The organism is Streptomyces fulvorobeus (genome assembly GCF_013167895.1).
GTDB classification, from domain to species: domain Bacteria; phylum Actinomycetota; class Actinomycetes; order Streptomycetales; family Streptomycetaceae; genus Streptomyces; species Streptomyces fulvorobeus.
Genome location: NZ_BLWC01000001.1, coordinates 5,791,838 through 5,809,391 on the forward strand (window position 1 = coordinate 5,791,838; position 17,554 = coordinate 5,809,391).

Consider the following 17,554-nt stretch of genomic DNA (forward strand, 5'->3'; position numbering starts at 1 on the left):
CGCCTCAGTAGAGGTGCACGGCCAGATGGCCGAGCGGCAGCCCGAGCTGCCAGGCGGGGGTCCACACCTGGGCGTCCTCCTCCACGCGGCCTTGCGGCGCCCAGGACGGCGCGCCGATCGCGTCGAGATCGGCGGCGAGCAGCTCGGTCTCCTCCAGCCACCGCCACGCCGCGCGGGCCAGCTCCCGGCCGGGGTCGGGCGGGCAGTCCGGCGTCCGCAGCTCCAGCTCGCCGAGGCGCTCGCAGATCCACTGCCGCCAGGCCGTGCCGTACGCCGTCAGCAGCCGCAGCTCGTCCACCCGCGCGGCGGGCAGCACATCGGCCACCGCCCCGTCGGACAGGAAGATCGTCAGGGCGAGCGCGTCCCGCCCCGCGCGGTACTCCAGTGTCGTGGGCTCCATGAGATCGCCGGTCAGCAGTACCTCGTCCGCGAGGTACTCGGCGTAGAACCAGGCCATCGGCACCACCGGTCCGCCCCCACCGGTCCCATCCGTGTGTTCCGGACGCATCCCGTCTCGCCTCTTTCCATTCTCCGCACAGGGCTTCACGCAGCATTGAACCGGGGGCCCACGCCTCGCGTGGCCAGAAGAGCAAGTTCGTCCAGGAGATGCGAGGTTGAGATGACCGCGGACCGTGCCGGGACCGCCCATGTGCGGCAGTTGCTCGGCGCGTACGTCCTGGACGCGCTGGACGCGGGGGAGTGCGTCACGGTCTCGCGCCACCTTCAGCGGTGCGACGGCTGTGCGGGCGCCTACGTCGAGGTGGCGGAGGCATCGGCCATCCTCGGGCTGCTCGACGAGGAGGACCTGCTGGAGTAGCCGGGGAGACTGCGGGACAGGAGCCGGAGGGCGTAGTAGGAGCGGGACTTGACGGTGCCCGCGGGTATACCGAGCTCCTGCGCCGTCTCGCCCACGCTCAGGCCCCGGAAGTAGATCCGCACCAGGACGGCGCGGTGCTCGGGGCTGAGCGTCCTGACCGCCTCACGTACGTCGAGGGCGCGGACGGCCGAGTCCGCGGTGTCCTGCGGCGCGGGCGCGCCCTCCAGCACGGCGTCGCTCACCTCCGCCGGACGGGCCAGGCGCGAGCGGCGGGCGTCGATGGCGAGACGCCGTCCGACGGTGAAGAGCCAGGGGCGCATCGACTCGTAGGGGGCGTCGAACGCCTCGGGGTGCTGCCAGGCGCGTACCAAGGTCTCCTGGAGCAGGTCCTCCGCGCGCTGGCGGTCGCCGAAGGTCAGGCCGAGCAGGAAGTGGAACAGCGCGGGCCCGTGCTCGCGCTGGAGGTCCGCGAGGGCCCGCTCGCCGGTCTTCGTCGTGGTCATGGTGAACGTCCTTCCCGGAGAGGCCCCTGCCGCCTCGCTGCCGCCTGCCGTATACGAACCCATTCGGACCGCCAGGAACAGGCAGCGCGCCGAGGTGTGCGACGAGCGGTCGCACGGAGCGGCGAGTGGTGCGGTGAACGGTCGGACAGCGGCGATATCGCCGATTCAGGGAGGCGTGGCCCGTTGGTCCTTGACTCACCAGTATGACTATATGTGTAGTCAGATGTCCTGAATCAGTCGAACCGGGAGCCGGGCAGATGACGAAGCGCATCAGACAGAGCACCGTGGCCGCCGTCACGGTGCTGCTCGCCGCGGCATCGGCGTGCAGTGGGCAGCAGTCCCCGGCCCCGGGGGAGGCGGGGCTCGGGACGACCGCCGCACAGGCGGGCCGGGGGGCGGGCGGCATCGCGGCCGACAAGGCGCGCGCCTTCACGCTCGTCGCCTCCGGTGACGTCCTGCCGCACTCCTCGGTCATCGACCGGGCAGCGGCTGACGCGGGCGGCCGGGGATACGACTTCGCCCCGATGCTCAAGGGCGCCGCACCCGTCGTCTCCGGTGCGGACCTGGCCATCTGCCACATGGAGACGGTGTACGGCGAGGCCGGCGGCCCCTACACCGGCTACCCCTCCTTCAAGTCGCCCCCCGAGGTGGCCCAGGGCTTGCGTGCCACCGGGTTCGACTCCTGCTCCACCGCGTCGAACCACACGCTCGACGACGGAGCGGACGGTGTCCGCCGCACCCTCGACGCCCTCGACAAGGAGGGCATCGCACACGCGGGCTCCGCCCGTTCCGCCGCCGAGGCCGCCCGGCCCACCCTGCTGAAAGCGGGCCGGGGCAGGCACGCGGCCAAGGTCGCCCACCTCGCCTACACCTACGGGACCAACGACGTCCCGCTCCCGGAAGGACAGCCCTGGGCGGTCAACCTGATCGACCGGCGGAGAATCGTCGCCGACGCCCGAGCCGCCCGCCGGGCGGGCGCCGACGTGGTCGCCGTATCACTGCACTGGGGCACCGAATGGCAGGACGAACCCGACGAGGAGCAGCTCACCCTCGGCAGGCAGCTCACCGCCGCGACCTCCGCCGGCCGACCGGACATCGACCTCGTCCTCGGCACACACGCGCATGTCCCGCAGGCGTACGAGAAGGTCAACGGCACCTGGATCATCTACGGCATGGGCGACCAGGTCGCCGGGGCGATGATCAACTACGAGGGGGCCCAGGACCCGCGCGGCAACCAGGGCTCCATCGGCCGCTTCACCTTCGCGCCGCCCGCCGGACCTGGCAAGCGCTGGACGGTGAGCAAGGCCGAGTTCGTGCCTCACTGGTACGACACCACCGCGGGGCGCGTCGTCAACCTCAACACCGCCATCGACGAGGGCGCCACCCACCACCGTCCGGTGCGCGACCGCATCCGCGACGTCGTCCTCGGCCGCGGCGCCGCCGATGACGGGCTCCTCATGGGGAAGTGACGGAAGCGGGCCCGGCGCCGCACCCCGTCACGGGACCACGGTGACCGGCCAGCGGCCCGCCTTCACCAGACGGACGGCGACCGAACCGATGAACCGGTGCCCGGCCGACTCCGAAGCGCCGACCACCACGGCGTCCGCCTTCAGCTCGTCGGCCGAGGCGACCAGCCCGTTGTACGGATCGCCGTGGAAGGTGTGGAACTCCCACCGCACGTTCCATATGTCCTTCAGCCGCTCGGTCGACTCCCGGATCTCGTGGACCAGGCCCTCCGCCACCTCCCCGGTGACCTCACCGACCGGCGCCCCGAGCGCCGCCCCGGCGGCCATCACCGGCTGGACGTAGACGAGGGCGAGCATGGCGTTCTGCCGTCGTGCCAGCCCTGCGGCGTAGGCGGCGGCGCGCATGGAGGAGTCGGAACCGTCGATGCCCGCGACGATCACCTTGGGGCCGTCGGTGCCACGTTCGAACTCATGGCGTTGCTGGTCTGTCACGGCAGCGAGGCTATCGGCTGCCCTCGCGGAAGCCCGGCCGGGTCGCGCCGCGCTCCCCGGACGACCTCCGGTCAGCGGCGGTCCGATGGTCCTATCGGGTGCAAAGCGCAGCAGTCGCAGTGTCGGCGGTACGGCCGGGGGGACCGCCGTGCGAGCAGTTGGTCATGAAATACGATCAGCAGACCCCGCGACCGGAACGACGCACAGTGCTCCGGCTGGCCCTCGGTCTCTCGGCCGCCACCGCCGTCCACCTGATCGCCGCCGACCCCGCCGCCACGCCCGTCCGCCCCGGAGGCGCGCCGCCCGCGGGGCCGCCGGGTCTCCCGCACAGGCGCGGGCGAGGCCCTCGGCGTACCGCCTCCAGCCCATGACGGCCCACACCCCGCCCCGCTTCCGCAGGCCCGCGCCGCCCGTACGCACCAGGCCGCTGGAGGAGCTTCCCGGCCTCGGGCGTTCCCTGGTGCTCAGTTTCGACGACGGCCCCGATCCCCGGTACACCCCGGGGATTCTGGCCACCCTGCGCGAGCACGGGGTCAGGGCCATGTTCTTCGTCTGCGGCGAGATGGCCGCCGACAGCCCGGACCTGCTGCGGGAGATGGCGGCGGACGGTCACGTCGTCGCCAACCACTCCTGGTCCCACCCGCTGATCCCCTCGCTCTCCCGGGCCGGCATCCGCGACGAGCTGGGCCGTACCAGCGACACCATCGCGAGGACGGTGGGCGAGGCGCCGCTCTGGTACCGGGCGCCGTACGGGGCGTGGAACCGCAACTCCTTCGAGATCGGAGCCGCGCTGGGCATGGAGCCCCTGGCCTGGACGGTCGACACGCTCGACTGGAAGGAGCCGGGCACCGGCACCATCGTCCGCCGCGTCCTGGACGGTGCGGCGCCCGGCGTCGTGGTGCTCTCCCACGACGCGGGCGGCGACCGCTCGCAGAGCGTCGCCGCACTGCGCAGGTATCTGCCCGGACTGCTCGCGGACGGCTACCGCGTCACCGTTCCGTTCCGTACGTGAGAGCGCGGGGTGGCCGCGGCGCGCTCACGGTTCAGCGCGTCGCGACCATCCGGGCGAAGACGACCACGTTCCCGTCGTACCCCCCGCCTTGGAGTAGCCGCCGCCGCAGGTGATGACCCGGAGCTCCGCGTGGCCCGTGTCCCCGTACACCCGGGCGCCGGGGAAGTCGTTCTTGGCGAACACGTCGACCCCGTACACCTCGAACACCGCCACCCGGCCGTCGTAGCGGGTCACCTCGACGCGCTGCCCCTTCTTGACGGAGCCCAGGCCGTAGAAGACGGCGGGCCCCGACATGTTGTCGACGTGGCCGACGACCACGGCGGTACCGCGCTGACCGGGCGAGATGCCGTTCTGGTACCAGCCCGCGAGGTTGGGGTCCTGCGGGGGAGGGGCCGCGATCCATCCCTGCGCGTCCAGGTCGACGTCGATCATCGGTGCGTCCACCCGGATCGAGCCGATCTTCACGCGGGCGGCGGGCGCGTACGGCAGCGGCTTGACGGGCTCGCCGGCGAGCGGCGCCGCCGCGGGGTCCTGACGTTCTCTCAGCGACGCGGCCGCCGCCGGCTGCGGCGGCCCCGGGGCGATGTCGGTGCCGTTCCGCATGAGGGCGAGGCCCGTGAGCAGCACCAGGGCGATCGCACCCCACGGCGCGTGTCTGGTGCGCTCGACTTCCCAGTGGTCCCGGCCCATGGTTCTCCCTTCGTCGCGACGATTGGAACGCTAAGTGCGGGGTGCCGCGGCGGCGATCAGGGAAGGGCGAACGGGTGGCGGCCGGACGCGGGGCCACCGCGGTCGACACCCCGGGCGGCCCAAGGACCGGGCTCTTCGGAGTAATGAGCCGATAAAAGTTCTGACGGTCCGTGACCTGCGACTCCGTCAGGTTCGGGGACCTCCGAGCGGCGTGTCGGCTCACCGGGGTGGAGCAGTGCCGAAGTGCGACAAGCGGAGGATCTGGTGAGTGTTCCTCATGGGACGCGTATCCGATCCATCCCGGAGGACAGCCTCCGGGGCGCTTCCCGCTGGAGGTTCAACGATGCGTGCTTCACGCGCTCTCGCGGTGACCGCGACCGCATTCGCGGCTGTCGGGCTCGCCGCTCCGATGGCTGCCGCGACCAACGGTCCGACCAACGTCACCGTCAACCCGTACTCGGTGCACCAGGGCGCCACGATGCAGGTCAGCGCCATGGGCTGCGGCCACGGCGGAAAGGTGTGGTCGAACGCCTTCCCGACGACCAACCTGTCCGCGGGCTCGACCGGATACGCCACGGCGCACATCCGGCACAACGCGACCCCCGGGCACTACAACCTGTCGGTGAAGTGCAACGACAACTCCAGGATCGCCACGCACAAGTTCACCGTGCTCGCCGGTCAGGGAGCCCGGGGCGGGCTCGGCGGCTCCATGGGACCGAGCTCGGTCGAGATGCAGATCGGTGGCGCGCTGGTGGCCGCGTCGGCCATCGGGGGTGCCGTCTTCATCGTCCGCCGTCGCCGGGCCGGCCATGCGGGGATCTGAGGCGTCGAACCTCTCGCCCGGCCCGATACGCCCGTCGCCCCGAGTCCTGGACCAAGGACCCGGGGCGACTGTCGTCGTCCGGCGGTGCACGCCGGTCAGTGGCTGCCGCGCCGCCTGCGCACGGCGTACACGGTGCCCCCCGCCGCCGCCAGCACCAGGGCGCCGCCCGCCGCGATCTCGCCGGCGCCGAAGCCGTCCACACTGCCGCCCAGGCCGCCCCGCACGCCGCTGGGGGCGAGCGCGGTGGAACTGACGGTCGGAACCGTCCTGGTGGGCGTGGTCGTGGGCCTGGGGGTGCGGGTCGGTGTGCTCGTCGCACCGCCGGTGATGGTCAGGCCGACCATGCGCACGGTGCCGCCGCAGTTGAACGTCACCTCGTAGACGGCGCCCCGTCTGGCGTCCCAGTCGACCGTGGCCGTGGCCGACTGCCCGCTGGGGATCGTCGTCGTGTCGAACACACCCGCCGAGGCGGTGGCGGTCACGTCGCAGCCCATGGCGCCCAAGGTGACCCGGCCGCCCGGCGCGATCACCGAAGGGGTGACCGAGGGGGTGAAGGACGTGCCCGGGCCGTTCGTGGTGGCGTGTGCCGCCGTGGCCGGAGCAGTCAGGGCGAGAGCGGCGGAGCCGAGCAGGGCGACTGGTGCGACACGTATCGCGCGCATGGTGAATCCTCCGGGTCCCCGAGGAGCAGTTGCGGAAGGTTTTCCACAGAGCAGCGGAAATGCACCTCGATGCCCGGAATGCTAAAAGTGCCGCATATAACCCGCGATCGGGGAAGGCGAATGGGGCAGCCTTGTCCCCCGGCCGGCGCACCGCAGAAGTGCCGGCCGGGGCCCTGATCCGGATGAGGCGCTATCCGCCGACGGCGTGCGGGAAGAGGTCGACGAACGGGCCGGTGGTGGCCGAGATGCCTCGCCCGAAGGGTGAGTCGAACGCCCAGATCAGAAAGAGCAGGAAGGCGATCAGCACGCTGAAGAGTCCCGCGAGCAGTAGTTCGCGGAAGGTTCTGCGGATCTGAAGCGTGAAGATCAGCCCCACCGTGACCGTCGCCCCGGTGATCAGGCCGAACCACACCACCCCCGGCATCGTCGCACCGGCGCTCTGCCCCCGGGAGCCACGTGCGTCATCGGCCGCGGCCACCTGGTCCACCAGCGGCTGATACGCCTGCCCCTCGTGGTCGGTCCTGGGCTGGTAGTCGGTGACATCCGCCCGTACGCGGTCCAGGAGCACGGTGCCCCGCTCGGTGAGGTTCCCGGTCTCGGTCATCGCCTCCCACTCCTCGTCGACCACATAGCGGACATACGCGTCGACATCGGCCCGAATGCGGTCGCGGACCTCGACCGGGTAGACGGACGCGCGTGCGCTGACCTCGTGCAGGGCCTGGGCCTCCAGGCGCACGGACTCCTGGGCGGCGCTGCGCCCCTCCCAGACGCCCGCGATGGCGAGGCCCAGCACGATCGCGTACACCACACCGATCATCATCGTCATGTACTCGATCACGTCAGGTGTCTCGGACGGGTCGTCGTCCTCGCCCAGGCGCCGGTTGCTGAGGATGGCGATGGTGAGGACGACAGCACAGGCCGAGGCCATGGCAATGGTCAGAACAAGCCATTCCGACATGGGTATCTCCGGGGATCAGCGGGAGGAGCGTGGCCGCAGGACGGCGACGGCGAACACCGCGGGTGCGGTGATCACCAAGGTGAGCGAGACCAGCGACGGCCCGCCGCGCGGTGCCTTCCGGGTGGTCTTGCGGTAGGCGGGCAGGGCTACAACCTTCGGCGGCGGGGGTTTCGGGCGTGCGGACGGGGGCGGCAGCGGGGGTTCCGGTGCGGGCGGTGCCGGGGCGGGCGGTGCGGGTGCCGGGGCTGGAGCCGGAGCCGGAGCCGGAGCCGGAGCCGGAGGAGATGGTGGCGGCGGTGGAGGCTCCGGCGTTGGTGGGGGCGGCGGAGGCGGCGGTGGGGGAGGCGGCGGCTCCGGTGCCGGGGGTGGTGGCGGAGGGGGTGGTGGTGGCTCCGGGGGCGGAGGGGGAGGGGGAGGGGGAGGGGGAGGGGGAGGTGGTGGCGGCGGAGGCGGGGGCGGTGTGGGCGTCGCCGTGCAGCTCCCCCCGCCCGCGATGGCGATCGACGAACTGCCGTCGCCCCGCCCGATGGAGGCGACCGCGCAACTGTCGCCGGACGCGGGGACGGGCACCGCGCACAGCCATACGAGTGCGGCGGCTGCCGAGAGCCGCCCGATGCGAGATCCGTACACGACCGGGATTATCAACCCACTCGCTGTCCGACACGCCCGGGCGGGCGAGGATTACCCCGATAGAGGGGATTTCGTTCGGTTCGGGTTTGCAGGCGGGGGGTTAGCGGTGCCTCCGTTCGAACACGGAGCACCGGCAACCCGCATCACGGGCCATGAATGACGCGGACCCGTGTCGCGCCCGGGCAGCTCACCGTGTGCGAAGAGCTGGCCGGTCGTGTGCCCGGACGCACCCGGCAGCTCACCGTCGCGGGCCGGCCGAAGTAGTGGCAGGCGAAGGAGACCACCCCCGTGACGTCAACGGACAGCAGCGGGCGGGACGTGGTTCACCCCCGCCCCCGGAGGGGGGAAGGCCGCCGCGAACGCCACGACGGAGAACGAGGAAGGGGCGAAACCGAACCGGCCGGTCGCGGCGGGCTTTCGGTCGGCACGGTCCCGGAACTAGGGGACACGTTGCCGACAAGCGTGGTAGGGCGGTCCACCGTTTCCAGAAGGACAGTGCGTGGCCGATGAATTCAGCCCGCACGGACGACTGTCTCAAAAAGTGGCCCGCGGCCGAACCGGTGGCGAGAAATGAGGTCGAGGGCGTCATCACCAAGGGATATGTCACCTCGGCGGCCCGACGGTATCAACCAGCAGACTCTCGACGCCCGGCCGGTCTGCGCCTTCTCCGGCGACCCGGACCCGGTGCCGCCAACGGGCGGGGGAGCGGCGGCACATGGTACGCGGTGCCGCCCGGCGCGAAACCGCTCGGAGCGCCCAACTGGGAGAATTCACGCACCGGGTGTGCCGGTCCGTCGTTGAAGGTTCACCCGCAGCGACGGGGCAGCGCACATGACTCTGGAGTGTGACCAATAACGGACCGCGAATTTCCGTTTCCGCTCGCTCTCCTGGCGGTCGATCAGTAGCCTCTGCTCAACACTGACCATGAACATGGCCGGATCGCCGTGGCGACTTGTTGGAGACATCGATGGAGCGTCCCGCCTGGGCACCGCAAGGCATTGACATTTCGGTGCCGAGCGTGTCCCGCATGTATGACTTCTATCTGGGCGGATCGCATAATTTCGAGGTGGACCGGGAAGCGGCCCGTAAGGCCATGGAGTTCATGCCGGGCCTCCCCAAGATCATGCAGGCGAATCGGGCCTTCATGCGCCGTGCCGTGCACTACGCCACGGCTCAGGGCATCAGCCAGTTCCTGGACATCGGTTCAGGCATTCCGACCTTCGGTAATGTTCACGAAGTGGCCCAGACCGCCGACCCCGCGGCCAAGGTGGCGTACGTCGATCACGACCCGGTCGCCGTCGCGCACAGCCAGGCGGTGCTGGAGGGCGTAGGGAACGCGGTGATCGCCGCCGCGGATCTGCGTCACCCCCAGGACATCCTGAAGGACCCGGTGATCACCGGACTCCTCGACTTCGACCGGCCGGTCGCACTGCTCCTCGTCGCGGTCCTGCACTTCGTCGAGGACGCCGACGAACCGTACGCCGCCGTCGCCGAGCTGCGCGAGGCGCTCGCCCCCGGCAGCCTGCTCATCATGACCCACGCCTCCTACGAGGGGATACCGCTCAGCCAGGAGCAGGCCGGCGGCACCGTGGACGTCTACCGCACCATCCGCAACCCGCTGATCATGCGGTCACGCGCCGAGGTCAGCCGGTTCTTCGAGGGGTACGAGATGGTCGACCCCGGCCTCGTCTCCATGCCCGAGTGGCGCCCGGACGCACCGGTGGGGGAGGACCAGGAAGACCCATTCGCCTTCTCGGGCTTCGCAGGGGTGGGACGCAAGGCGTGAGTATCCCCGCCCAGGCGTCCGGCCCCCGGACGCGGAACCGGACGGTCCCGAGGACCGGCTCCGAAGATTCGCCACGATCTGGAGCCGGGCGATCTTTCCGTCCACGGCCACCTCCATGACCCGCCAGGAGTTCGAGCGGCATCTGCTGCCGCTGGCGCGCCGGCTGAACGAGCTCCTGCACGCCCGGCCCTTCGACCCGGCGCCCGCGCACCAGGTCGGGGAGGCGCTGGTCGCCGCGCACTGCACGGACCCGGACGCGCTCAGCTCCACGCTCGGCGTCATCGACTCCTACCTGGTGCTCTACTGCGGAAGGAGCGGATCACCTGAGCTCTCGACCGAGGACAGCCGCGCCCGCTGCGCGCGGATGCAGCACGCGCTCGCCGGCGGATTCACGCTGGCTCTGCGCGAGCGGACCCTCACCGAGCAGGAGGCCATCGCCCGCTCGGCGCTCGCCGCCCGCTCCCAGGCCGAACACGCCCTCCACGCCACCGAGGCACGGTTCCGCGCGGTGTTCAAGGACGCGGCCATCGGCATCGGCATCGCGGACCTGGACGGCAACATCCTGGAGGTCAACGACACCCTCACCCGGATGTTCGGCGGCCTCGAACACCACGTCCGCAGCCACAAGGTGCACGAATGGGTCCACCCCGAGGACTCACCCCAGGTGTGGAAGTACTACAACGAGCTGGTACGCGGCGAACGCGAGCACTACCACGTCGAGAAGCCCTACTTCCGCAACGACGGCACCGTCCTGTGGACCAACCTCACGGTCTCCCTGCTGCGCGACTCCGAGGGGCGGCCCGAATACCAGCTCGCCCTCATGGAGGACACCACCGAGCGCCGGCTGCTCAACCTGCGGCTGCGCTACGAGGCCACGCACGACGCGCTCACCGGGCTGCCCAACCGGACGCTGTTCTTCGAGCGGCTGGAGAAGACCCTCGCGGCGAAGAACGGAACCCGCTTCGGGCTCTGCTACCTCGACCTCGACGGCTTCAAGGCGATCAACGACAGCCTGGGCCACGCGGCGGGGGACCGGCTGCTCGTCGAGGTAGCGGACCGGCTGCAGAGCTGTGCGACCGCTCCGGGCGAGATGGTGGCGCGGCTCGGCGGCGACGAGTTCGTGGCCCTGACCACCGGGCCGCACACCGAGGACGAGGTCGACGAACTGGCCTGCCGGATTCTCGGGGTGCTCGCCACGCCGATCCGGCTCGACGGCCGCGAGCTGACCGTACGGGGGTCCATCGGCGTGGTCGAGGGGCCGGCCGCCGGCGCGCGGACAGCCGCCGAGGTGCTGCGGAGCGCCGACATCACGATGTACCGGGCCAAGTCGGCCGGCGGCAACCGCTTCGAACTCGCGGACGCCGAGGCCGACGCCCGCGCGATCACCCGGCACGGGCTGACCACGGCGCTGCCCGCCGCGCTGGACCGGGGCGAGTTCTTCATCGAGTACCAGCCCCTGGTGCACCTCGGGGACGGCAGCGTGCACGGCGCGGAGGCGCTGGTGCGGTGGTGTCATCCGCAGCACGGGGTGCTCGGCCCCGACCGGTTCATCCCGCTCGCCGAACACACCGGTCTCATCGTCCCGTTGGGCCGGTGGGTGCTGGAGGAGTCCGTGCGGCAGGCCAACTTCTGGAAGGAGCGGCACAGCGACGGAGGGCCGCTGCGCATCAACGTCAACCTGTCGCCGACCCAGCTGCACCACCCCCGGCTGGTCGCCGAGACCGTGGACGTACTGGAGCGCTCCGGTCTGGAGCCGGGGGCGCTCTGCCTGGAGGTCACGGAGTCCGCGCTGATCGGCGCCGACGACGACCTCCTCAAGCCGCTGCGGCAGCTGGCGGAGATGGGTGTCGACATAGCGCTCGACGACTTCGGCACCGGTTACTCGAACCTGGCCAATCTCCGGCGGCTGCCGGTGAGCGTGCTCAAGCTGGACCGCTCGTTCACCCAGGGCATGCAGCAGCACCCGGCCGACCCGGTCGATCTGAAGATCGTCGAGGGCATCGTGTCGCTCGCCCACAGCCTCGGTCTCGCGGTGACGGTGGAGGGTGTGGAGACCGGTGCCCAGGCCGAGCAGCTGCGGCAGCTGGGCTGTGACACGGCCCAGGGCTGGTACTACGCCCGCCCCGGCGCCCCGGACCGTATCCACGCGCTGCTGCTGGCCGACGCCGTGTGAGTGTGAGGGGGAGGGGCGGGCGCCGGGCGGTCACCCGTCACCGCCCGCCCGCCCTCGCTCAAGGAGCACCCTCTGCAGCTCCCGCGCCGCCCGCGGCGGTGCCACGTCACTGCGGTGGGCCAGCGCGATCGTCCGCCGCAGGCCGGGCGGTGCGAGCGGTGTGGTCCGCAGTTCGTGCCCGGCCCGTTTCGCGACCATGCTCGGTACCACGGCCACGCCGAGTCCCGCCCGCACGAAGCCGAGTACCGCGTCCATCTCGCCGCCCTCCACCGTGAACGACGGCTCGAAGCCCTCGGCCCGGCACGCGGCGACGGTCAGCTCCCGCAGGTCGTAACCGTGCCGGAACATCACCAGCGGCTCGCCCTGGAGATCCGCGATCCGCACCGTGCCCCTGCGCCCCGGGGCGGGCCCCGCGGCCGACGACACCACGACCAGGTCCTCGTGGAGCAGCTCCACCGCGGTCAGCGCGGGCGACGCGGCCGGCAGGGGAAGCACCACGAGCGCCAGATCCAGCGCGCCGCGCGCCAGCTGCCGTACGAGGTCGCGCGAACCGCCCTCCTCCAGCAGCAGCCGGATTCCGGGGTGCAGATCGTGGAAGGCCCGCAGCACGTCGGGCAGCAGACCGGTGCACAGGCTGGGCGTGGCGCCGAGTCTGACGCGCCCCCGGCGCAGCTGGACCAGCTCCTGCACCTCGTGCCGCGCGGTATCGGCGTCGGCGAGAATCCGGCGGGCCAGCGGAAGCAGGGCCTCGCCGGCGTCGGTCAGGTCGATGTTGCCCCTGGCCCGGCTGAACAGCTCGGCGCCCAGCTCGCTCTCCAGCGCCTTGATCTGCTGGGACAGCGAGGGCTGCGAGACGTGCACCTCCTCGGCGGCACGGGTGAAGTGCCGGGCCTCGGCCACGGCGACGAAGTAGGTGAGCTGCTGGAACTGCATGGGCCGACGATAACCTCCCACGATAGCGACAGCCTATGGAGATGAGCCGTTCCATGTCTTGGACTGATCAGGCCCTCGGCCCTTAGCGTCGTGTCCATGGCACTGGCAACACGGACGGGCCGGCGGCCGTCCATGACGCGCACGCTCTGGGACTCGACCGTCGGCAAGAAAGTGATCATGGCCGTGAGCGGCCTGGTCATGCTCCTCTACCTCGTCGTCCACATGATCGGAAACCTGAAGATCTTCTTCGGGGCCGGGGAGTTCAACCACTACGCCCACTGGCTGCGCACCATGGGCGAGCCCTTCCTCCACCACGAGTGGGCGCTGTGGCTCGTCCGGATCGGCCTGGTCGCCGCCGTCGTCCTGCATGGGGTGTCCGCGTACCACCTCAGTCGCCGCGACATCAGGGCCCGCCCCAGCGGCTACGTCCACAGGAAGCCTCGCGCCGCCTACGCCACACGCACCATGCGCTGGGGCGGGATCATCCTCGCCCTCTTCATCGTCTGGCACATCCTCGACCTGACCACCGGCACGGTGCACCCGGGCGGATTCCAGTCCGGACGCCCCTACCAGAACGTCATCGACACCTTCTCGACCTGGTACGGCAACACGGTCTACATCGTCGCGGTGCTCGCCCTCGGCCTGCACGTCCAGCACGGGTTCTGGAGCGCCGCGCAGACCCTCGGCGTGGGCAACGCGACCCGCGACCGCATCCTCAAGACGACGGCCAACGCCCTCGCGCTGGTGCTGACGGCCGGTTTCGTCGCCGTGCCCGTCGCTGTCATGACCGGAGTGGTGAGCTGACATGAGTGACTACACGCAGTACGGCACGGGCGCGCCGCTCGTCGACGAGAAAGCCCCGGCGGGCCCCGTCGCCGACCGCTGGGACACCCGCCGCTTCGAAGCCAAGCTGGTCAATCCGGCCAACCGCCGCAAGCACACGGTCATCGTCGTCGGCACCGGCCTCGCCGGCGGCTCGGCCGGTGCCACGCTCGCCGAACAGGGCTACCACGTCGTCCAGTTCTGCTTCCAGGACTCACCCCGCCGCGCCCACTCCGTAGCCGCCCAGGGCGGCATCAACGCCGCGAAGAACTACCGCAACGACGGCGACTCCGTGCACCGGCTCTTCTACGACACCGTCAAGGGCGGCGACTTCCGCGCCCGCGAGTCCAACGTCCACCGGCTCGCCCAGATCTCCGTCGAGATCATCGACCAGTGCGTCGCCCAGGGCGTGCCCTTCGCCCGCGAGTACGGCGGCCTCCTCGACAACCGCTCCTTCGGCGGTGTCCAGGTGTCCCGCACCTTCTACGCCCGCGGCCAGACCGGACAGCAGCTCCTGCTCGGCGCGTACCAGGCACTCACCCGGCAGATCGCCGCGGGCAACGTCGAACTCCACGCCCGTACGGAGATGCTCGACCTGATCGTCGTGGACGGAAGGGCCCGTGGCATCGTCGCCCGCGACCTGGTCACCGGGGAGATCGACACCTACTTCGCCGACGCCGTCGTCCTGGCCAGCGGGGGGTACGGCAACGTCTTCCACCTGTCGACGAACGCCATGAACTCCAACGCCACCGCTGTCTGGCGCGCCCACCGCCGCGGCGCGTACTTCGCCAACCCCTGCTTCACCCAGATCCACCCCACCTGCATCCCGCGCACCGGCGACCACCAGTCCAAGCTGACGCTGATGAGCGAGTCACTGCGCAACGACGGCCGTATCTGGGTGCCGAAGGCGAAGCGGGACGAACGGCCCGCGGGCGAGATCCCCGAGGACGAACGCGACTACTACCTGGAGCGCATCTACCCGGCCTTCGGCAACCTCGTGCCCCGCGACATCGCCTCTCGCGCCGCGAAGAACGTCTGCGACGAGGGCCGCGGAGTCGGCCCGGGCGGCCAGGGCGTCTACCTGGACTTCGCCGATGCCATCGCCCGGCTGGGAAAGGCGAAGGTCGAGGAGAAGTACGGCAACCTCTTCGACATGTACGCGCAGATCACCGCGGAGAACCCGTACGAGACGCCCATGCGCATCTACCCGGCCGTGCACTACACGATGGGCGGCCTCTGGGTCGACTACGACCTCCAGACCACTGTCCCCGGCCTCTTCGCGATCGGCGAGGCGAACTTCTCCGACCACGGCGCCAACCGCCTCGGCGCCTCCGCGCTGATGCAGGGTCTCGCCGACGGGTACTTCGTCCTGCCCTCCACGATCAACGACTACCTCGCCCGCAACCCGCACACCGACGACGTCGACGCCACCCATCCGGACGTCGCCGCGGCGGTCGCCGAGACCGAGGACCGGATCAACCTCCTTCTCTCCATCGACGGCGACCGCACCCCCGACTCCTTCCACCGGGAGATCGGCGAACTCATGTGGGAGTTCTGCGGCATGAGCCGGACCGAGGAGGGACTGCGCAAGGCACTCGGCCGGCTCCCGCGCATCCGGGAGGAGTTCTGGCGCCGCATCAAGGTCCCCGGCACCGGCGAGCAGTTCAACCAGTCGCTGGAGAAGGCCAACCGCATCGTCGACTACCTGGAGCTCGCCGAGCTCATGTGCCTCGACGCCCTGCACCGCGCCGAATCCTGCGGCGGCCACTTCCGCGAGGAGTCCCAGACCCCCGAGGGCGAGGCCGCCCGCCGGGACGAGGAGTTCTCGTACGTCGCCGCCTGGGAGTTCCCGGGCACGGGCGGCGCACCCGTCCTGCACAAGGAAGACCTCGTCTTCGAGTACGTCCACCCCACTCAGCGGAGCTACGCATGAAGCTCACCCTGCGCGTCTGGCGCCAGCCGCACGCCGAAGCCCCCGGCGCCATGGCCACCTACGAAGTCGACGGCATCTCCCCGAACATGTCGTTCCTGGAGATGCTCGACACCCTCAACGAGGAACTCGTCCTCGACGGGGACGAGCCGGTCGCCTTCGACCACGACTGCCGCGAGGGCATCTGCGGCGCCTGCAGCCTCGTCATCAACGGCGACGCGCACGGCCCGGAGCCCACCACGACCTGCCAGCTCCACATGCGGTCCTTCCAGGACGGCCAGACGATCGATGTGGAGCCGTGGCGGGCCGCCGCCTTCCCGGTCGTCAAGGACCTGGTGGTGGACCGCTCGGCCTTCGACCGGATCATCCAGTCCGGGGGGTACATCTCCGCCCCGACCGGCACCGCACCCGACGCGCACGCGACCCCCGTGCCCAAGCCCGACGCCGACTTCGCGTTCGAGCACGCCGAGTGCATCGGCTGCGGCGCCTGTGTGGCGGCCTGCCCCAACGGGTCGGCGATGCTCTTCACCTCGGCGAAGGTCAACCACCTCAACGTCCTGCCCCAGGGCGCGCCCGAGCGCGAGACGCGGGTCCTCGACATGGTCGCCGCCATGGACGAGGAGGGGTTCGGCGGCTGCACCCTGGCGGGGGAGTGCGCCACGGCCTGCCCCAAGGGCATCCCGCTGCCGTCGATCGCCGCGATGAACAAGGAGTGGCTGCGCGCCACCCGCAAGGTGCGGCGCTGACGGCTCAGGAGAGCCCTATGGCCCGGTGGCGCCGGGGGGCGGGCCGGCGCGGCTCACGCGCCGGTCAGGCCCGCGATCCGGGCGAGACCGCGCAACGAGTCCACCATGCCCTGCCGGTCGTACGAACTGGTGGTGACCAGCACTTCGTCCGCCCCGGTTTCCTCGATGACCAGGTCCAGTTCCGCGGCGACCTGCTCCTCCGTGCCTGCCACGTGACCGCGCAGCCCGCTCTCGAAGAGATCCCGCTCCTTCCCGGTCATCGCCAGCGCCTCGATCCGCCCGGCCGGGGCGAGCGGCGGGAAGGAGCCGCGCGTCCGCGAGTACGCCATGGACCACGCCTCCGGGACGAGCAGCCGCCGGGCCTCCTGCGGGGTCCCCGCGACGGCGACCGTGCCCGCCACGACCACATAGGGGGCCGCCGACCAGGCTGACGGGCGGAAGTCCCGCCGGTAGCCCTCGACGGCACGCACGAGTCCGTGCCGGCCGCGCAGATCGCCCACGACCAGGGGGAGGCCGGCCGCCGCCGCGATGGCGGCGCCCTCGCCCGTCGCCAGGACGTACGGGGGTATGCGGAGCCCCTCGGCGGGATAAGCGTGCACCTGGGGGTACGCCCGCTGGGTACCGTCGAGCCAGCCCAGCAGCTCGGCCAGTTGGGCCGCGAAGTCCCCCGCGTCCTCCTTGCCCCGGCCCAGGGCCCTGCGGATGCCGTCGGTGAAGCCCACCGACCGGCCGACGCCCATGTCGATACGCCCGGGGAACAGGGAGGCGAGCACCCCGAACTGTTCCGCCACGACGAGGGGCCGGTGGTTGGGCAGCATCACTCCGCCGGTGCCCACGCGGATGGTGGAGGTGGCGGCGGCGACCGCGGCGGCGAGCACGGTCGGCGCCGAACCGGCGACGCCGGGCACGCCGTGGTGCTCGGAGACCCAGAACCGGTGGAACCCGAGAGCCTCGGCCGTGGCCGCCAGTCCTACGGTGTCCCGCAGCGCCTGCGCGCCGTCGTGCCCCTCGCGGGTACGGGAGCGGTCGAGGACGGAGAAACGGGTACGTGCGATCACAGAGCTCACGTCTGGTTCAACGCCTTCGCCACCCGGGGATTCCCCGGGGCACC

The 17,554-nt window shown here is 71.2% G+C and carries 16 protein-coding genes and 3 pseudogenes; 11 read left to right on the plus strand and 8 right to left on the minus strand.

What is annotated here, in order from left to right; all coding sequences use genetic code 11:
- Positions 1-4 precede the first annotated feature (4 nt).
- Positions 5-508, minus strand: a complete 504-nt coding sequence (locus Sfulv_RS26045) for a hypothetical protein (protein ID WP_173316912.1) — start codon at positions 506-508, stop codon at positions 5-7.
- A gap of 111 nt (positions 509-619) precedes the next feature.
- On the opposite strand from Sfulv_RS26045, the gene Sfulv_RS26050 reads away from it, so the two are divergent.
- Positions 620-817, plus strand: coding sequence for a zf-HC2 domain-containing protein (locus Sfulv_RS26050; protein WP_173316913.1), 198 nt, complete (start codon positions 620-622; stop codon positions 815-817).
- Here Sfulv_RS26050 and Sfulv_RS26055 read toward each other — a convergent pair.
- Positions 751-1,320 carry a sigma-70 family RNA polymerase sigma factor gene (locus Sfulv_RS26055; RefSeq protein WP_173316914.1) on the minus strand — a complete coding sequence of 190 codons (570 nt, stop codon included), beginning with the start codon at positions 1,318-1,320 and terminating at the stop codon, positions 751-753. The two genes, Sfulv_RS26050 and Sfulv_RS26055, sit on opposite strands and share 67 nt — an antisense overlap.
- 257 nt (positions 1,321-1,577) lie before the next feature.
- Here Sfulv_RS26055 and Sfulv_RS26060 point away from each other — a divergent pair, with 257 nt between their 5' ends.
- Positions 1,578-2,789, plus strand: a complete 1,212-nt coding sequence (locus tag Sfulv_RS26060; RefSeq protein ID WP_173316915.1) for a CapA family protein — start codon at positions 1,578-1,580, stop codon at positions 2,787-2,789.
- 27 nt (positions 2,790-2,816) lie between these two features.
- Here the strand turns inward: Sfulv_RS26060 and Sfulv_RS26065 are convergent, their stop codons facing one another.
- On the minus strand, positions 2,817-3,278 hold the full coding sequence (locus Sfulv_RS26065) for a universal stress protein (RefSeq protein WP_173316916.1): 462 nt from the start codon (positions 3,276-3,278) through the stop codon (positions 2,817-2,819).
- Positions 3,279-3,442: 164 nt separating this feature from the next.
- On the opposite strand from Sfulv_RS26065, the pseudogene Sfulv_RS26070 reads away from it, so the two are divergent.
- Positions 3,443-4,290, plus strand: a pseudogene (locus Sfulv_RS26070) (polysaccharide deacetylase family protein).
- Positions 4,291-4,321: 31 nt separating this feature from the next.
- Here the strand turns inward: Sfulv_RS26070 and Sfulv_RS26075 are convergent.
- Positions 4,322-4,980: pseudogene (locus Sfulv_RS26075) on the minus strand (class F sortase).
- 343 nt (positions 4,981-5,323) lie between these two features.
- Between Sfulv_RS26075 and Sfulv_RS26080 the strand changes: the two are divergent.
- Positions 5,324-5,803 carry a hypothetical protein gene (locus Sfulv_RS26080; RefSeq protein WP_173316918.1) on the plus strand — a complete coding sequence of 160 codons (480 nt, stop codon included), beginning with the start codon at positions 5,324-5,326 and terminating at the stop codon, positions 5,801-5,803.
- A gap of 95 nt (positions 5,804-5,898) precedes the next feature.
- Here the strand turns inward: Sfulv_RS26080 and Sfulv_RS26085 are convergent, their stop codons facing one another.
- Both Sfulv_RS26085 and Sfulv_RS26090 read right to left on the minus strand, forming a co-directional pair.
- Complete coding sequence (locus Sfulv_RS26085; RefSeq protein WP_173316919.1) at positions 5,899-6,465, minus strand: hypothetical protein; 567 nt, start codon at positions 6,463-6,465, stop codon at positions 5,899-5,901.
- A 190-nt stretch (positions 6,466-6,655) separates the two neighbouring features.
- Complete coding sequence (locus tag Sfulv_RS26090) at positions 6,656-7,423, minus strand: bestrophin-like domain (RefSeq protein WP_173316920.1); 768 nt, start codon at positions 7,421-7,423, stop codon at positions 6,656-6,658.
- On the opposite strand from Sfulv_RS26090, the gene Sfulv_RS29665 reads away from it, so the two are divergent.
- From Sfulv_RS29665 to Sfulv_RS26110, 4 genes and pseudogenes are all read left to right on the plus strand, one after another.
- Complete coding sequence (locus Sfulv_RS29665; protein ID WP_175607142.1) at positions 7,422-7,559, plus strand: hypothetical protein; 138 nt, start codon at positions 7,422-7,424, stop codon at positions 7,557-7,559. The genes Sfulv_RS26090 and Sfulv_RS29665 overlap by 2 nt on opposite strands.
- Positions 7,560-8,205: 646 nt before the next feature.
- On the plus strand, positions 8,206-8,901 hold the full coding sequence (locus tag Sfulv_RS26100; RefSeq protein ID WP_246353240.1) for a hypothetical protein: 696 nt from the start codon (positions 8,206-8,208) through the stop codon (positions 8,899-8,901).
- 119 nt (positions 8,902-9,020) lie between these two features.
- Positions 9,021-9,839, plus strand: a complete 819-nt coding sequence (locus tag Sfulv_RS26105; RefSeq protein WP_173316922.1) for an SAM-dependent methyltransferase — start codon at positions 9,021-9,023, stop codon at positions 9,837-9,839.
- A pseudogene (locus Sfulv_RS26110) lies at positions 9,836-12,012 on the plus strand (putative bifunctional diguanylate cyclase/phosphodiesterase). Before Sfulv_RS26105 ends, Sfulv_RS26110 begins: the two are co-directional and overlap by 4 nt.
- Positions 12,013-12,042: 30 nt before the next feature.
- On the opposite strand, the gene Sfulv_RS26115 reads toward Sfulv_RS26110, so the two are convergent.
- Positions 12,043-12,945, minus strand: coding sequence for a LysR family transcriptional regulator (locus Sfulv_RS26115; protein ID WP_173316923.1), 903 nt, complete (start codon positions 12,943-12,945; stop codon positions 12,043-12,045).
- Between the two features lie 96 nt (positions 12,946-13,041).
- On the opposite strand from Sfulv_RS26115, the gene Sfulv_RS26120 reads away from it, so the two are divergent.
- The 3 genes from Sfulv_RS26120 to Sfulv_RS26130 are packed head-to-tail and all read left to right on the plus strand — an operon-like array spanning position 13,042 to position 16,443.
- Positions 13,042-13,749 (plus strand): succinate dehydrogenase, encoded by a 708-nt coding sequence (locus Sfulv_RS26120; RefSeq protein WP_173316924.1) that lies wholly within the window; start codon positions 13,042-13,044, stop codon positions 13,747-13,749.
- A gap of 1 nt (position 13,750) precedes the next feature.
- The gene (locus tag Sfulv_RS26125) at positions 13,751-15,700 is read left to right on the plus strand and encodes a fumarate reductase/succinate dehydrogenase flavoprotein subunit (RefSeq protein ID WP_173316925.1); all 1,950 of its coding nucleotides are present in this window, start codon (positions 13,751-13,753) and stop codon (positions 15,698-15,700) included.
- Positions 15,697-16,443: a succinate dehydrogenase/fumarate reductase iron-sulfur subunit gene (locus Sfulv_RS26130; RefSeq protein WP_173316926.1), complete on the plus strand. Its 747-nt coding sequence runs from the start codon at positions 15,697-15,699 to the stop codon at positions 16,441-16,443. The genes Sfulv_RS26125 and Sfulv_RS26130 overlap by 4 nt, the downstream gene beginning before the upstream one ends.
- 53 nt (positions 16,444-16,496) lie before the next feature.
- Here Sfulv_RS26130 and Sfulv_RS26135 read toward each other — a convergent pair whose 3' ends face one another.
- Positions 16,497-17,501, minus strand: a complete 1,005-nt coding sequence (locus Sfulv_RS26135) for an MsnO8 family LLM class oxidoreductase (RefSeq protein ID WP_371874732.1) — start codon at positions 17,499-17,501, stop codon at positions 16,497-16,499.
- Between the last annotated feature and the right edge of the window lie 53 nt (positions 17,502-17,554).

Coding starts and splice junctions, on each gene's coding strand:
- Sfulv_RS26045 (WP_173316912.1), bottom strand. CDS start 508: ATGCGTCCGGAACACACGGATGGGACCGGTGGGGGCGGACCGGTGGTG.
- Sfulv_RS26050 (WP_173316913.1), top strand. CDS start 620: ATGACCGCGGACCGTGCCGGGACCGCCCATGTGCGGCAGTTGCTCGGC.
- Sfulv_RS26055 (WP_173316914.1), bottom strand. CDS start 1,320: ATGACCACGACGAAGACCGGCGAGCGGGCCCTCGCGGACCTCCAGCGC.
- Sfulv_RS26060 (WP_173316915.1), top strand. CDS start 1,578: ATGACGAAGCGCATCAGACAGAGCACCGTGGCCGCCGTCACGGTGCTG.
- Sfulv_RS26080 (WP_173316918.1), top strand. CDS start 5,324: ATGCGTGCTTCACGCGCTCTCGCGGTGACCGCGACCGCATTCGCGGCT.
- Sfulv_RS26085 (WP_173316919.1), bottom strand. CDS start 6,465: ATGCGCGCGATACGTGTCGCACCAGTCGCCCTGCTCGGCTCCGCCGCT.
- Sfulv_RS29665 (WP_175607142.1), top strand. CDS start 7,422: ATGGGTATCTCCGGGGATCAGCGGGAGGAGCGTGGCCGCAGGACGGCG.
- Sfulv_RS26090 (WP_173316920.1), bottom strand. CDS start 7,423: ATGTCGGAATGGCTTGTTCTGACCATTGCCATGGCCTCGGCCTGTGCT.
- Sfulv_RS26100 (WP_246353240.1), top strand. CDS start 8,206: ATGAATGACGCGGACCCGTGTCGCGCCCGGGCAGCTCACCGTGTGCGA.
- Sfulv_RS26105 (WP_173316922.1), top strand. CDS start 9,021: ATGGAGCGTCCCGCCTGGGCACCGCAAGGCATTGACATTTCGGTGCCG.
- Sfulv_RS26115 (WP_173316923.1), bottom strand. CDS start 12,945: ATGCAGTTCCAGCAGCTCACCTACTTCGTCGCCGTGGCCGAGGCCCGG.
- Sfulv_RS26120 (WP_173316924.1), top strand. CDS start 13,042: ATGGCACTGGCAACACGGACGGGCCGGCGGCCGTCCATGACGCGCACG.
- Sfulv_RS26125 (WP_173316925.1), top strand. CDS start 13,751: ATGAGTGACTACACGCAGTACGGCACGGGCGCGCCGCTCGTCGACGAG.
- Sfulv_RS26130 (WP_173316926.1), top strand. CDS start 15,697: ATGAAGCTCACCCTGCGCGTCTGGCGCCAGCCGCACGCCGAAGCCCCC.